10 protein-coding genes are annotated in these 14,484 nt (G+C 61.7%); 6 read left to right on the forward strand and 4 right to left on the reverse strand.

Translation table 11 applies throughout. The annotated features are described in order from the left end of the window. Positions 1 to 67: 67 nt before the first annotated feature. From ACRQEC_RS07715 to fbaA, 3 genes are all read right to left on the reverse strand, one after another. Positions 68 to 3,433, reverse strand: coding sequence for an SdrD B-like domain-containing protein (locus tag ACRQEC_RS07715; RefSeq protein WP_306471261.1), 3,366 nt, complete (start codon positions 3,431 to 3,433; stop codon positions 68 to 70). A gap of 239 nt (positions 3,434 to 3,672) precedes the next feature. Next, positions 3,673 to 4,668, reverse strand: a complete 996-nt coding sequence (locus ACRQEC_RS07720) for a hypothetical protein (RefSeq protein ID WP_336620283.1) — start codon at positions 4,666 to 4,668, stop codon at positions 3,673 to 3,675. A gap of 1,120 nt (positions 4,669 to 5,788) precedes the next feature. Further along, positions 5,789 to 6,817: a class II fructose-bisphosphate aldolase gene (gene fbaA / locus ACRQEC_RS07725; protein ID WP_284890454.1), complete on the reverse strand. Its 1,029-nt coding sequence runs from the start codon at positions 6,815 to 6,817 to the stop codon at positions 5,789 to 5,791. Positions 6,818 to 7,144: 327 nt separating this feature from the next. Here fbaA and ACRQEC_RS07730 point away from each other — a divergent pair, with 327 nt between their 5' ends. The 3 genes from ACRQEC_RS07730 to ACRQEC_RS07740 all read left to right on the forward strand — a co-directional run bounded on the left by ACRQEC_RS07730 (position 7,145) and on the right by ACRQEC_RS07740 (position 11,068). After that, positions 7,145 to 7,984, forward strand: a complete 840-nt coding sequence (locus ACRQEC_RS07730) for a Sir2 family NAD-dependent protein deacetylase (RefSeq protein ID WP_284890416.1) — start codon at positions 7,145 to 7,147, stop codon at positions 7,982 to 7,984. A gap of 4 nt (positions 7,985 to 7,988) precedes the next feature. Continuing rightward, the gene (locus ACRQEC_RS07735; protein WP_284890417.1) at positions 7,989 to 9,875 is read left to right on the forward strand and encodes a hypothetical protein; all 1,887 of its coding nucleotides are present in this window, start codon (positions 7,989 to 7,991) and stop codon (positions 9,873 to 9,875) included. 257 nt (positions 9,876 to 10,132) lie between these two features. After that, positions 10,133 to 11,068 (forward strand): Abi family protein, encoded by a 936-nt coding sequence (locus ACRQEC_RS07740; RefSeq protein ID WP_284890418.1) that lies wholly within the window; start codon positions 10,133 to 10,135, stop codon positions 11,066 to 11,068. A 123-nt stretch (positions 11,069 to 11,191) separates the two neighbouring features. On the opposite strand, the gene ACRQEC_RS07745 is transcribed toward ACRQEC_RS07740, so the two are convergent. Further along, a complete protein-coding gene (locus tag ACRQEC_RS07745) occupies positions 11,192 to 11,602 on the reverse strand; it encodes a hypothetical protein (protein WP_284890420.1) in 411 nt (136 codons plus the stop codon). A 42-nt stretch (positions 11,603 to 11,644) separates the two neighbouring features. Between ACRQEC_RS07745 and ACRQEC_RS07750 the strand changes: the two genes are divergently transcribed. The 3 genes from ACRQEC_RS07750 to ACRQEC_RS07760 all read left to right on the forward strand — a co-directional run bounded on the left by ACRQEC_RS07750 (position 11,645) and on the right by ACRQEC_RS07760 (position 14,483). Further along, the gene (locus tag ACRQEC_RS07750; RefSeq protein WP_284890421.1) at positions 11,645 to 12,196 is read left to right on the forward strand and encodes a hypothetical protein; all 552 of its coding nucleotides are present in this window, start codon (positions 11,645 to 11,647) and stop codon (positions 12,194 to 12,196) included. 110 nt (positions 12,197 to 12,306) lie between these two features. After that, positions 12,307 to 13,335 carry a DNA methyltransferase gene (locus ACRQEC_RS07755; protein ID WP_435730295.1) on the forward strand — a complete coding sequence of 343 codons (1,029 nt, stop codon included), beginning with the start codon at positions 12,307 to 12,309 and terminating at the stop codon, positions 13,333 to 13,335. Positions 13,336 to 13,451: 116 nt separating this feature from the next. Beyond that, positions 13,452 to 14,483 (forward strand): DNA methyltransferase, encoded by a 1,032-nt coding sequence (locus ACRQEC_RS07760; protein ID WP_284890423.1) that lies wholly within the window; start codon positions 13,452 to 13,454, stop codon positions 14,481 to 14,483. The last annotated feature ends 1 nt before the right edge of the window (position 14,484 follow it).

Consider the following 14,484-nt stretch of genomic DNA (forward strand, 5'->3'; position numbering starts at 1 on the left):
ATCGCTACACCGCTGCGGATGTACCGCTCCGGTTATTCACCCGGCGGCACTATCCGCCCCGCCGCCACTATTCTCCACGACGGCGCAGCACCAGCACCCCGCCGGCCAGCAGCGCGAGGACCGCTCCCGCGGCTCCCAGCACTCCCGCACCGGTGTGCGGCAGGCGCGGGCCGGAGCCAGCCTGCGCGGGCGGAGTTGGGTTCGCACTCGGGGTCGACGACGCCGCCGGCCCGTCCGTGCTTGCGCTGGGCTGGGGCGCGGGCGCCGTGGTGCTCGCCGTAGGCACCGGGGTGCTCGGGACCGGCGTTGTTGCTTCCGGAGCGCTCGGCTCCGGCGAGCTCGGCGCGGGCACCGTCGGTTCCGGAGTTGTGGGCTCGGGCGATGTCGGCTGCGGCCCGGGTGCCGGCGCCGTGGTTGTTGGCACGGGTTCCGGCGTGGTGGGCTGCGGCTCCGGCGCGGGCGGAGCCGGCTCCGTCGTTGTCACGCTCGGCGTGGGCTCCGGATCGGGCTGCGCGCGATCCGTCGTCGGCTGCGGCGCGGGCGCCGTGGTCGTCGGCGAAGGAGCCGGCGCGGGCGTGGTCGGTTCCGGAGTTGTCGGCTCGGGTGCCGGCGGCACCGGAGGCTCCGGCGGTACCGGGGGCTGCGGCGGGACGGGCGGGACCGGCGCCACGTAGTGGAAGCCGAAATCGGCATCCAGCACATCTGCGGTGCTCAGGGTAATTTCCCCGGAGCTGGCCTTCTCCTTATCGCCCGAGCCTTCCCGGACATGGGTAGTTTCCCAGGTCCCCTCGCGCTTCGGGAGGGTGGCGCGATCAACCACAACCGAGTACGTGCTAGGTTCCAGGCCTCGCACAAGGTACTTGCCGCTGGCGTCCGTCGTCGTCGTAACAAATGGTTCCGTATCGCCGGGGCGGAACACCTTCACGGTCACGCCCGCCAGGCCCGGCTCGCCCGGATCCTCCGCGCCATTGTTATTCGTATCCTCAAAGATGCGATCCCCCAGGTTCACGCCCACGGTCAGGCAGGCATTCGCCTTCGTGCCCGCGAACTTCTGACCCTTCGAATCGAGGCGATCCTTGGCCGGGGTGAGGGCCTCGTTGCAGACCTGCTGGGAGCGCGCGGTTTCATCAACCACCGCGTACAGGTGCAGCACCTCTTCGCCGCCCGGGGCGATCCCGCGTTCGTGGGTGAAGCGCAGGTAGGCATCATCGGTGGCGCTCGGGTCCGCGCCCTCCACCGGGTCGCCGGTGCTCGGATCCACAACTTCGGTCACCGTGTCATTAATGCGCCAGGTGCCGGTGGCGGCATCGTATCCGCCGTTGGTGCTCCAGTAGCCCACGTAGGTGACGCCCTTGGGGAGCATATCGGTGATTTCCACACCGGTGGCGAAGCCGGGGCCGGCGTTCTTGGCGCGCACCACGTACTCCACCACGGAGCCGGTGGCCCAACGCTCGGTTTCGTTCTGCTTCTCGATATCGGCGAGCTGCATACCCTCGGCCAGGCCGGCATGCGCGGGATCGGCGGCAACCTTCTCGCTCAGCACGCCGAGATCAGCGGATTTCGCGTGAATATTTTCCTTGGTGAGGTCCAGGTCGAAGGGCATGGTCAGCCCCACCTTGGCCGGCTCGGTCGGCATGACGGGCGCGCCGGTTTCGGCGTTCTTGCCGGTCACCGCGTAGCTATTCCAGGCGATACCGCGGGCGGCGGCCGGGGCCGTCACATTGGCGTTGATCGTCCAGGTATCCGCGCGGGTGAGCTTGGCATCCTGCGGGAATTCCACCCGGAAAGCACGCACCTGGGAGAAGTCCCCGCCCAGTTCCTCGGCGGTCTTCCACGTGCCCGGCTCGCAATTCTGCGGGCTGGAATCCTGGGCAGCGCCCAGCTCCATAACTTCGCCGCGGCACGGGTTGATCGAGGTGGAGTACAGCACCGAGGTGGGCTGCGGAGTACCTTCCCCGAAGGTCAGCGGGCCGTTGAGGCGCGGGCGCCACGTGGAACCGCGCTCGTTTTCCGGGGTATTGGCCCCGCTCACGCCGTGGTCACCCGGGTAGGGCAGCACATCGTAGGCCACCACCCCGGAGACCCCCGCATTGCCGTTATTGACCAGGTCCAGCTTGAGTTCGGCATTGGAGGCCGGCGAAACGGTCCCGTAATTCGGGTTGGCCTGGAACTCGGTATCGACGTCGCCCTTCACGTAATTCTTGCCCGCGAGCGCCGGCAAGCCCGCCACGTTGAACTTCGTGGAGGTGGTGCAGCCGCGCGCTTCGGGGCGGTTGAGGCCGTCGAGGTTATCGGTGAGTTTGCGGCTATTCGTTTCCGCCCACCAGTTGCGGATGCACTGGTTCGGGGCGACGGCGGTGCCGAGGTTCGGGCGCTTGGCGTCCGCGAGGATCATGTCATTGGTGTTTTCGCCGGGCTCGGTGGCCGCGGTGATTTTCGCGCCGAAGTAGAGCACCATTTCCGAGGAGTTGGAGCGGCTTTGATCGCCGGTGCTGGGCGGGGCGAAGTAGTCGCCTGTGCTGCCGGGTGTGCCCGCGGCGCCGTTAGCGTCGTCGCCCGTACCTTCGCCGGTACCGGCGCCGTTACCCGCGCCCGCGCCGTCGTTCGGCCAGGTGAAACGCACCAGTTGGCGCTGCTTGCCGTCCACAGTTTTCATTTCGGTTTCCACCCGCATTTTGTCGAGCGGGAGGGTGGCCGGCCAGTTCGCGGAGGTGGTGATCTTCTGCGTGGGATCGTATTCCATGCCGGGAGCGAGCAGGTCCATGATCACCGGGGAGAGCTTGGCGCCCTTGCCGGTGTAGAAGCCCAGCCCGAAGGTGTAGGTCTGTCCGGTTTGGAAGAGCTCGCCGGGTTTGGTGTCGAGGTTGCCGACCATCTGGCCGCCCAGGTGCGAGGTTTTCGACACCCCGTAGGTGGGGTAACCGTCCACAATCGCGACCTGCGCCGCGGATTCCCGCGTGGTAATCTTCGCGGGCAGGTCCGGGGTCGGGTTGCCGGCAAAATCGAGGGATTGCGCGGTCACGACGGCGCGATTCTCCAGCGTGGGGACCTCGTAGCGCGGGGCGGAGCTGTAGGTGGCGCCGTCGGGCGCGGTGGTGCCGTTATGCACATCGGCCGGGAAGTCCGCCACCACAGTTCCACGGATTTCCAGCGTGATATCGCTCCGTTCACCGTTGAATACGTCCACGTCCAGGGCGATGGAGGTGATCTCTTCTCCCGCGGGAACGGGGAGGTCAAAATCCCGTGTGGTAGTTGGGTCGACGACGACGCTCAGCTGCGTCCCACTCGTGGTGGTGTAGGTGACTTTCGCCGGGACATTCTTACGGAGCGGGCGGACCAGGCCGGCCTTGACATTGCGCAGGGCCGGGGTGGCGCAGGCACCGGGCGTTTCCGGGGAGACGTAGCGGCAGGGCAGGTTATCAGCCACGTGCATACGCAGGGGAACATTCCCGGTATTCGACCAGGAAATATCCCAGCTGGCTTCCCCGTCGCGCTGGGTCACGGCCTTATTGGCGGTTTTGCGGAAATTGCCTTCGGCACGCAGGTTTTGCAGCTGGCGGGTCACGGAATCGGTGGCGGTGACGTCCGCGTGCTTGGGATCGAGCGGGGTGCCGGTGGCTTGCACGTTGTTGGTGGCGCTGGCGCCTTCGGCGAAGGTGCCGGCGGGGAAGGCTACCGTGACGCGGTAATCTTCGATGGCGCGTACGACGGGTGAGCCGGGAACCACCCAGGTGACGGTGCGGGTGGCCGGGTCGTAGGTGCCGTCATTGGTGGCGCGTACGAATTCTGCACCTTCGGGCAGGGTATCGACCAGGCGGATTTCGGTGAGGCCCATGAGGCCGGGAGTGCCGGTGCCCGGGTCCTTGAATTTGTTTTCGTTGGTATTGAAGGCGCCTTCGTAACCGGCGGTAATGGTGTAGGTGTACTGGCCACCGATGGCCGGCTGGGATTCGGGAGCGAATTTACGGACCGCGATGGTGGGGTGGCATGCACCGGGGTGGTCAGTTCCACCGGGTCGGCTACCAGGCCGTTTGTTTCGCCGGCCACCTTCGGGTGGATCGCTTCACCTTCGGGCCAGCGCAGGTTCTCCGGGCGTACCTGCACGCGCATGGCGCCGGTGGTTCCCACCGGCACGGTGCCCAGGTTCCAGGTGTAGGTATCGCCTTCGCGCACCGGGACTGCGGATTGATCGTGGGAAGAATTGGTGGCGCTCACGTGGGTGAGAGGGAGCTGATCGGCACTGGAAATGGAATCGACCAGGCCGGGGATGGTCACGCTGAGAGTGGTGTTCTCGCATTGACCTTGCACGCCGGCGCAGGACCATTGCACGTCGTAGCTGGCCAGGGCGCCGGATTTCACGCCGTTGGCTTTCTGGTCGGCAGGTTCGGCCACCGCGACTTCCAAGCGGGCCGAGGCTGCTTCCGCGGCGCGCTCGGCGTTTTCAGAGTTTTCAGTGTTTTCGCCGGTGGCGTTGGTGTTGTCGCCGGTGGTGTTTGCGGCGTTGTCACCATTCGTTGTGACTCGCACGTTCGCGGCCATGGCCGGCGCGGTCAGCGGAATCGCTCCGCCCACCGCGACGACGGCGGCAATAAGCGCCGCCACCGCACCCGTGATCAACCGGTGCGCCGCGACTCGCGAACGCGCCGCTCCCGTTCTTAATTTTTGCATTCTTAGATCCCTTATTAGTTACCCGTTTTTACCGGATTCCACGCCCCGGCGGCGCGGTGAGACGCCCCCAAACACGTGGCTCAGCTGCGGAAACACCTTGATGACTCGAGGTACTCCTGGCGCCCCGCGATTATAAACCGTTTGGAAGGTGTTCAAGCACGACTTAAATAACTATGTGGTAAATCTTATCTTCCGAGGTAACTGTCTCAGAGTATGACCATTTGCGCTGGTGGCGGCGGTGCTGGGGTGTTGACGGGGGTGGTGCGGGCGCGGGGCGGCGCCACCAATATTGGCTACGGCACCGCGGTACCGCGGCGGGCCGCCTGCGCCGGAGCGCCATCGCTCGAATGCTGTCGCCCGGCACCACATAATGCAAATCCAGGACCGCGCACGCCACGTAGTGCAACCTGGTGACAGAAAAACCGCCAAAACCGTGCGCCAATTTGCACTACGTTTTCCGGGCCAACGCGGGAACTGGTCGCGGAAATCCCACAAGTCACACGAACCACAATCGGCGCACTAGCCCCTGCGGGGGTGGTAGGTGTTGTCAGAGCTGTAGTGCAGATGTCGTACATGCGAAGTACACGTCGGAAAAACACACCCGCCTCCCGCCGGCGCGGGGCAGGCGGAATGGGTCAGATTCAAGCTTCAAGGCTGCAGAACGTGCGTTTCGGACTGTTAGGGCCACAGGATGTACGCCACGGACATTAAATCGCGGAAAAACTGTCACCTATGTACATTCTGCTGTCCGGCCTGGTGTCTCGCCTCTTCGAAGTGTGTATTTCAGACAGCGCATCCCGTGTAGTGTGCGCAAGGAACACGAAATCGCTCCGAAACGGTGCTCTTACGCACACTTTGTTTTCGGGCGGGCTGGACTGGCCCGGGCCGCCAGATGCCAGATCGGCTCCGGGTCGTGGCTGGCCACCAGCCCCGCGGCGCAGTGCCAAAGCAGCACAAAGGGCCGGCAGCCCAAAATGAGCTACCGGCCCCTTGTTACGCAGAACGTGCCGAACCGCGAACGGCGCACCAGCACACCCGCTTCGCGAGCGGCCCGCAAGCGCCATGCGCTCGCGCACTTGCGAAAGCTAAGCGCGGCGCGCCCGCTCCGCGGGCACCGCCCTTACTTCATGCGGGTGCCGGTGGAGCCGAGGCGCTCGCACGCTTCGACAACGCGGGCGGCCATGCCAGCTTCGGCGGCCTTGCCCCACGAGCGCGGGTCGTACTGCTTCTTGTTGCCCACTTCGCCGTCGATCTTGAGAACGCCGGAGTAGTTGGTCATCATCCAGTCGGCCACCGGGCGGGTGTAGGCGTACTGGGTGTCCGTGTCCACGTTCATCTTGATGACGCCGTTTTCCACCGCGGTGCGGATTTCTTCGGCGGTGGAGCCGGAGCCGCCGTGCATGACCAGGTCGAAGGGCGATTCCTTGCCAACCTTGGCGCCGACTTCCTTCTGGATCTCACCGAGGATTTCGGGGCGCAGCTTGACGTGACCGGGCTTGTACACGCCGTGCACGTTCCCGAAGGTCAGCGCGGTGATGTAGCGGCCGTTTTCGCCCAGGCCCAGCGCTTCAACCGTCTTGAGGCCGTCCTCAGCGGTGGTGTACAGCTTCTCGTTGATTTCGCCAACGACGCCATCTTCTTCGCCACCCACAACGCCGATCTCAATTTCGAGAATGGTGTTGGCCTTCTGGGAGAGCGCCAGCAGTTCCTTGGCGATTTCCAGGTTCTCATCCAGCGGCACGGCCGAGCCGTCCCACATATGGGAGTTGAAGTAGGTCTGCTTGCCGGCCTTGTGCTGCTCAGCTTCGAGCTCCATAAGCGGGCGGATCCAGGAATCGATGTTCTGCTTGGCGCAGTGATCGGTGTGCAGCGCGATGGTCACATCGTAGTTCTTGGCGACGGCGCGCACGTACTCCACCAGGGCGATGGAACCAGCCACGCGGTCCTTGACGGTGGAGCCGGAGAGGTATTCGGCGCCGCCCACGGACACCTGGATGATGCCATCCGATTCGGCTTCCGCGAAACCGCGCAGGGCAGCGGTGGCCGTCTGGGACGAGGTGACATTGATGGCCGGGTAGGCGAACTTATTCGCCTTGGCGCGGTTGAGCATTTCGTCGTACTGTTCGCGGGTTGCAACAGCCACTGAGATCTCCTTTATTCGGCGTTCCTCGAACCATCTGTCCGAGAGGTTTTCTGTGTGAGCACGCGAACCACCGCGATGTGGCGAAGGCTCCGTGCGAGTGCCGCGACCGGCACTCTTTGAGGGTTCCTCAAACAGGTTTTATTATCCCACGTTTGGCCCCGCCGTGGCCGGACCTTTGCCCTGAGGCGAAAGATTCACCCCGCCGCGCATTCGGGATACGATGAGCGAGGAAGCGGCATGCCGGCCCGGTGCACGCACGCGCGCCCGCATGGGACCGATCCGCACCGGCCGCCGCACCGCCCGAACCACCGGAGCCAGCACGAGGGAGTCACCATGATCACCAACGACACCACCGAGGCCGCTCGCGAACTAGCCGAGCTCATGGCCGGGCGCACCACCGTAGTTATTGCGGGAGCGGGCGTCTCCACGGCGTCCGGCATTCCCGATTACCGCGGCACCGGCTCCTCCGATACCCCCTCCATTGATTACGACGCCTTCGTTTCCGACCCGGTATGGCAGCGCTGGGTATGGCAACGTAATCAGGAAACGTGGCGCGCGCTGAGCGGCGTCGTCGCCAATCATGCCCACACGGCACTGGCACGTTTCGAAAAAGCGGGCCTTATTAATGGTGTCGCTACTCAAAATGTGGATAATCTCCACCAGAAAGCCGGTTCCACCAAGCTCGCGGAACTGCACGGGAATTTTTTGCGGGTCGTGTGCGTGGAGTGCGGGGCGGAGTTTCCGCGCGCGGAGATTGCCGCGCAGCTCGACGCGCTCAACCCGGGCTGGCCCGAGGATCCCGATCCGGCTCACGTGGCGATTTTGGCTTCCGCGGACCGCGCCGGGGCGGAGGCCTCCACGTTCCGGGTGGCGCCGTGCCCGCGCTGCGGCGGTCTACTCAAACCCGCGGTGATATTTTTCGGCGAGGCGCTGCCGCGCGATGCGATGGAGCAGTCTTTCGCGTGGGCGCGCGAGGCGGATGTGGCACTGGTGGTGGGCACGTCGCTCGCGGTGCTAACCGGTTCGTGGGTGCTGGGCGAGGCGCTCCAGCACGGCGCGGCGTGCGCAATTATTAATATCGGCCCGACCACCGCGGATCGTTGCGCCGATCTGCGCGTGGAGGGGGACGTGGGGACGGTGCTCGCGGGCGCCGCGGATCTTTTAGGAGCGTGAGTCCATGCGTGGTTCAGCTTTTAGCGACGACGACGGCGCACGCGGCTGGTTCAAACGCCGCCGCCAACGTAAACGCGCCCAGGACCTGGCCGAATGGCAAACCCGCGCGCACCGTTCGGCGTTTTCGGAAAGCCCGCCGCGCGCCGGTGCCGGCTCGGCTTTCTCGGAACCGGAAAGCGAGCGCCGGCCGGTGGTGGCGCGGGCGAAGGAAGGTTCGCGGAGTGGCGTGGGTTCGCGGAGCAAAGAGCGCTCGCGCACTCGCCAAGGCTCCCGCACGAAACCGCATCCGCGCGACGAGCGGGCGATGCGCCAGGCTTACGCAAGTTCGGCGCAACTGCTGCCCACCGTCCCGCCGGTCCCCTATCCCGCAAGCGCTGGTACGCAGCAGGCCGGCGGCACAACCGGATCCTACGGCGCAACGCGGGCCGGCGGCACAACCGGAGCCTACGGCGCAACGCGGGCCGGCGGCACAACCGGAGCCCACGGTGCCGCGCGGGTCAATACCGCGCCGCCGCCCGAGGAGCCGAAGAAAAAGAAGGACCACGGCCTCTTCTGGTGGCTCATCATTGTTTTCGTGTGCTTCCCGGCCGGGTTTTTCCTTGCCGATATGGAAGATGAGGTGAGCGACCCGCCGGCCGAGGTGGGCAACGCGCAGAGTGCTGAAGATTCTGGCGGCGCAGATTCCGGCGATGCCGGGGGCGCCGCGAGCGCTGCCGTCCCGGAGGCTGGCGCGCAGCCGCTGGCTACTTACGCACCCGTCCCGCAGAATATTGCAGATACGCAGGCGGTGCGCACCGAATCACACATTCTTGCCTTCCCGGATCGGCCTTTCGTTATCCCCGCCGGGCACGTTTTCGGCGGCTACAACACCAAGGCTAATTCCACGAGCTTTTATGACACGGAAACCGGGCAGCTGCGCTATAGCTTGCCCGGGGAGCTCGCATGCGCCCCGGCTGGTGAGACCGCGAATATGTGGTGCAAACCGAATTCCTGGGGGAATCCTTACGCCAGCTCATATATTTCGGACGTACCCGCCACCCTGCGCGCCGCAGCGGATGGTGCCGTGATCTGGGAAAGCGGAGAGGACGCGCAGGGCTTCGCGCCCGGGGTGCTACTCTCCCGGGCTGATATTCGCGAGGAACGTTTCTCCTGGCTCTCCCCCACGGATGGGGCGGTGTTGGCCGAGCTGACCGTCCCTGCCTCGCTCGGGAATTTTCACGTGGCGCCGAGCGGGGAGCTGCTGCTTTTTGATCGGGAGGGCACCACGGTCAACTGGACTGTTTTCGATTCCGGAGGCCGCACGCGCGGTTCTGGTTCGGTGAAGGCCGAGGATGTGGAAAGCGCCTCGGTCATGCCAACCGCGGATGGCTGGTTCATCCCGGAGGCCAATCTGGCTATCACGCTGGAGGGGAAGGTGAGCACCGGGGCACCGTTGCCTGGAGAAGTGTCGGTGCGGGAGGCTAGCTGCCCGGCTCCGCAAGCAACTAACGCGCAGCTGCGGGAGGATCTGGAGAAGCTGCTAGGGCAGCAGCCAGCGGGTTCTGCCGCGCGGTATCAGGTAGCGATCTCCGCCTGCGTGCCGGGCGGGGTGGCGTATCTTTCTAGCTTGACCGGATCTACCACCACGGTAGTGGCGGCGGGTCAGCTGCGCGAGATTCCGCTCGCGAGCGCTAGCTTGGATTTTGTGGCGCTCGGTAACGGGATCGTGCTGACGGGTTACCGCGAGGATTCCCGTGATGCCACCTTTGCTTTCGACTGGAACCAGGGCGACGCCCCGGTCTGGTCAGTGCCCGCCACCATAACCGATGCCGTGCCTGGCTACGGCTTCGTCGGCACCGACTATTCCGCCGCTGATCCCAAGCCCGTCTACTACGCTTTCCGGGCGAAGTAAGTCTTGAGCAGCAGCCGCGCTCTTGAGCTTCGTCCGCGGCCTTGAGCCTTTGCCGCGGCATTGCTAGAGTTTATTCACCAGTACCGGCCCGCCTACCCGCTTTGCAGAGTAGGTCAGGGCCGGTCTTCACAATTTGAATCCAGGTCTTGACATCCCCTCCGGTTCTGGTAGATTTTAGATACCAGAACCGGCCCGCCCACTTTCTTTACAGAGTGGGTCAGGGCCGGGCTTCACATACCGAGGCCCAGCGAGGCGCGATGGCAACTACTCCGAAGCCCTGGACCACTTTCCACCAGCAGATTGAGATACTCACCAGCCGGGGCCTAAGTGACGCTGCGGAATACGCACAATACTTACGATCAGTCGGCTATTACCGACTCTCAGGTTATTGGTATCCGCTGCGCCAATTTGCAAATCAGAACCACGCACTAACACACCGCCGCTCGGATCTTTTCGTTCCGGGCGCGAAGATGCACCACGTTATTGAACTTTACGAATTTGACGAAAAGTTACGGTCAGCTGTCTGGCAGGCACTTTGCAAATTTGAAATTGCGTTACGGGTCGATGTCGGTCACGTCTTCGGTGAAACAGATCCCTACCTACATATGCATATCCTCGAAATCCAGAATAATGACCGCGATCGTAACAAAGCTCGCAATTTTGCAGTCACCTTAGCCGAGACGCAAAAAAGATCCCGTGAGGCATTTGTCAAGCACCACCAAGACGCATACAACGGCCAAATGCCGATTTGGGTCATCACTGAGATTCTGCAATTCGGTTCCCTCATTAGCCTTTACCTACTCGCGCCTTTCAAACTACAAGTGCAGGTGGCGAATCTATATTCCACCCGAGTGGACACACTGGGGTCATGGCTAAGAGTTATGAACAGCCTGCGTAATATCTGCGCCCACCACGCCAGGCTATGGAATCGCAAAATGGCCGTCACACCTGCAACAAATCTCCGCAATTCTTGCGGCAAACTCAAGTCATGCCTAGGTCGGCCAGAAAAGCTTTTCACAAGTCTTAGCATTGCGGTTTACCTGCTGGAGTGCAAAGGCTTCGTTGAGGAGATTCGAGCCATCGCCCGGGTCCTGACCGAATTCCCGACCGGGATTCCCGGATGCTCTATATCTGACATAGGAGCGCCATCCGATTGGCGAAGCACCCCACTATGGGCACCCTATTGCGCATAATAGGTCGAAACCTGCCCAGTGCATACCACTATCGCCCGCGAGCCGGTCATGCACCCAACACTTAGACCACATCACGCAATTTCAGGCACGCCTTGCGGCACTCACCGCCGCTCGCAACTCGCGCTAATCCTCTGCACCAACCCGCGGCGCCGGGTGCCGCTTGTCGATATACGCGCTGCACCCCATCGAGGTCACCAGCATCCACACCACCAGCAGGAACGACGGCCACCGAATCGATTCGTACGCGTACTGAAACACCAGGAAGGACAGCCCGGCAATGATTCCGTAGCCGGCGTCGAGGAGGTACCCGAAGCGCCGCGGCGTCCGCCCCACCGCGCGCGTCATGTAGAAACTGGCGATGCTAAAAAGAATAAGTACGACGACGAAGCTCCATAGCGGGAAGGAATGCCGGCCAGCAAGGAAAACCACCAACAGGGCAAACCCGAAACCGACGAGGAGGATAATCAGAAAGCTTGCGATCTTACCGATGGGGACTTTCCTGCTCGGCTGCCGATGCTGCGGTGCGTCTGCCATAGCCCATTCCCTTCACCCTTGAATATCGGCCATAATTATCCTATGAACGAGGATGTCACACAAGAACCTAAGCAGCAGCCCACAGACACCACGCAAGCACCCGCCGATTCTGAACAAATGCCGCCAGGCTCCATGCACGGGCCCAAGAACCGTGAAAAATCCGCCGAGAGGGCGTACCGCTACCGCAAGGGCGCTACTTTACTCGTCGTGGTCGTTGCCGGGTTGGCTGCGGCAATACTTCTGTTCTGGGCCACCGGTGATCCGGAGGTGAAGATGTGGATGTTCTGGACTTCCACCCTCGTTTACCTGGCAGCGAGCGCGCTTCTCACCAAGGCTGCGGCGGTGCTGCGCCGGGCGCGTGGCGTGCGGAGCCCGTGGGGCTATGTCTTGGATGCCATCTACGGTGCTTTCTTCGGCATTTCGTTCATCATCGCGACCGAACTGCCCCGCATTACGCTCTTCGGCGGCCTCAACTGGTACTCCGCCCTGGCCTGGCTCTGGATCCTCGCCTTCGCCGTGTTCTTCAGCACCTACCTAGCCCAGCGGCATCCGGCGCGCAATAACTCCTGCGAGCCACCGAATGAAGCACTGTAACCCTTCGGTTATTTTGGCCAAATACAAGTACGATTAGGGAAGCTGCCTTTACCGCATAGAGTCCGCTGGGTTCTATGCGGTAAATATAATGACGAACCCGGAGGTACTACATGTCGAGATTAACCGACCTTTTGGCCCAGGCCACCAAGGTAAATCCGCAACTCGGCAAAGATCTCACAGCCGAGGTCCAAGCCCTGATGAATCGGCGTAGTTTCGGACTCGTATTTGAAAGGCACCAGCCTGAGGCAGTTGATCTTCCTGGGCAACCAGTACGCCGCGGCGACACGGTACGCATCCTTTCCCCTCGGGGATCGAATCAAAAGGAGAGTAGCGAGCTGTGGCGTGTCGAAGAATTACGGGGCGCAGCTAAACAGCGACAAGCATTCTTGATTAAGCTGGAGGGCTCTGAACAGCAAACAACAACGGTAGATGTATGCGATCTGGTGGTCGTGGCACGCTTTGCTGACAAAATTTACCCTGGGCTCGTCGAGACTGGACGGGTTGAGCGTGGTGGAGATAAGCCTTACCACACGGTAATCAACGGCGAAAATTACCATGTTCTGCAGATGCTCACGTACACGCATCGTCATAAAATTGACGCGATCTACATCGACCCTCCCTATAACACAGGGGCGAAAGACTGGAAGTACAACAACGACTACGTGGTGTCAGATGATGCCTACCGTCATTCCAAATGGCTCGCGATGATGGAGCGGCGTCTGTTGGTCGCCCGCGAACTGTTGAATCCTGCGGACTCTGTTCTTATCTGCACCATTGACGAGAAAGAGTATTTACGCCTCGGACTTCTTCTTGAACAGTCATTCCCCGAAGCGCATATCCAGATGGTCAGTATTGTTATCAACCCGAACGGTGTTGCCAGAGATACAGAATTAGCTAGGGTAGATGAGTATGCCTTTTTTGTTTTTCTTGGCGAGAGCAGACCAGCGTTATTAGAAGATCCCCTCCTCACACGGAACGCAGAAGAAGAAAAAAATAGAGTGGCTGCTTCCCGGAGTAGCCTCTCCCAACGCAAGGTACGTTGGGAGTGGCTACTCCGGGGGGGGGCACGAACTCTGCCAGATCTCATTCCCCCGGATGTTTTTATCCAGTATATGTTGATCCCATCTCTCGAAGAATAGCTAAAGTAGGAGAGCCACTTCCTCCATCAGCTGCACGAGCAGATGCCCCGAACATACCCGGTTTAATCACAGTTCTGCCTATTGGCAGAACCAACGACGATGATCGAGTCTGGCGTATGAGTCCACAAAGCCTGCGCGAATTAGTCGAAGGTGGATTTGCGAAAGTTGGCGCATACGATGCCAAGCGCGACCGGTGGACTCTGCTGTATCTTGGACGCGCCCAGCGCGAACGCATTGATCGAGGCGAAATCGTGGTTACCGGACGTGATTCCAATGGTGTAGTCGAAGTTGAATACAGTGGCGACATTAAGCATGGAACTCTACCCAAAACCGTCTGGAACCGCCAGGCTCATAACGCGGGTGAATATGGGTCACGACTGATCCTGAAACTATTGCCTGAGAGGCGCTTCCCATTCCCTAAGTCCCTGTACGCAGTAGAAGATGCCCTTCGGATAGTTGTCAAGGATAAGCCCCACGCCACAGTTCTCGATTTTTTTGCAGGATCGGGCACAACTGCTCATGCGGTTATGCGGTTGAACAAGCAGGACGGAGGCTCTCGGCAATGCATTAGTGTAACCAACAACGAAGTTTCTGCTGATGAGCAGGCAAAGCTGCGTAAAGATGGATTCCGTCCGGGTGATCCAGAATGGGAGCAGTGGGGTATCTGTGATTACATTACTAAGCCGCGCATTCAGGCAGCTATCACAGGAAAGACGCCCAACGGCGAGCTGATTAACGGTGACTACAAATTCACCGATGGGTTCCCAATGAGTGACGGTTTCAAGGAAAACGCCGCATTTTTTACGCTAACGTATGAGGCTCCGCTCTCAGTTCGACATAACAGAGCATTCGAGAGAGTCGCACCAATATTATGGCTTAGAGCCGGCGCTCGCGGCCCGATTCTTGATGACGTTTGCGAGGACGGCTGGGCCTTGAGTGATACTTATGGAGTGCTAGCTGACGTGGATCAGGCAGACATCTTCCTTCTCGCAACTGCTGACCGGCCCAACATTACGACAGTTTTTGTAATCACTAATGATGATGCAGCGTTCCAATTTGTCGCTGGAGAGTTACCTCCTGATGTACAACCCGTAAGACTGTACGAATCGTATTTGCAGAACTTCGAGATTGCCGCGGGAAGGGACTAAA

Source organism: Actinotignum saccati, assembly GCF_051265055.1.
Classification (GTDB): Bacteria; Actinomycetota; Actinomycetes; order Actinomycetales; family Actinomycetaceae; genus Actinotignum.

Bases quoted from the DNA above. Each gene is read 5' to 3' on its own strand.
- ACRQEC_RS07730 (WP_284890416.1), top strand. From the start codon at position 7,145: ATGATCACCAACGACACCACCGAGGCCGCTCGCGAACTAGCCGAGCTC.
- ACRQEC_RS07760 (WP_284890423.1), top strand. From the start codon at position 13,452: ATGAGTCCACAAAGCCTGCGCGAATTAGTCGAAGGTGGATTTGCGAAA.
- ACRQEC_RS07735 (WP_284890417.1), top strand. From the start codon at position 7,989: ATGCGTGGTTCAGCTTTTAGCGACGACGACGGCGCACGCGGCTGGTTC.
- ACRQEC_RS07745 (WP_284890420.1), bottom strand. From the start codon at position 11,602: ATGGCAGACGCACCGCAGCATCGGCAGCCGAGCAGGAAAGTCCCCATC.
- ACRQEC_RS07740 (WP_284890418.1), top strand. From the start codon at position 10,133: ATGGCAACTACTCCGAAGCCCTGGACCACTTTCCACCAGCAGATTGAG.
- ACRQEC_RS07720 (WP_336620283.1), bottom strand. From the start codon at position 4,668: ATGCAAAAATTAAGAACGGGAGCGGCGCGTTCGCGAGTCGCGGCGCAC.
- ACRQEC_RS07750 (WP_284890421.1), top strand. From the start codon at position 11,645: ATGAACGAGGATGTCACACAAGAACCTAAGCAGCAGCCCACAGACACC.
- ACRQEC_RS07715 (WP_306471261.1), bottom strand. From the start codon at position 3,433: ATGCACGTGGCTGATAACCTGCCCTGCCGCTACGTCTCCCCGGAAACG.
- ACRQEC_RS07755 (WP_435730295.1), top strand. From the start codon at position 12,307: ATGTCGAGATTAACCGACCTTTTGGCCCAGGCCACCAAGGTAAATCCG.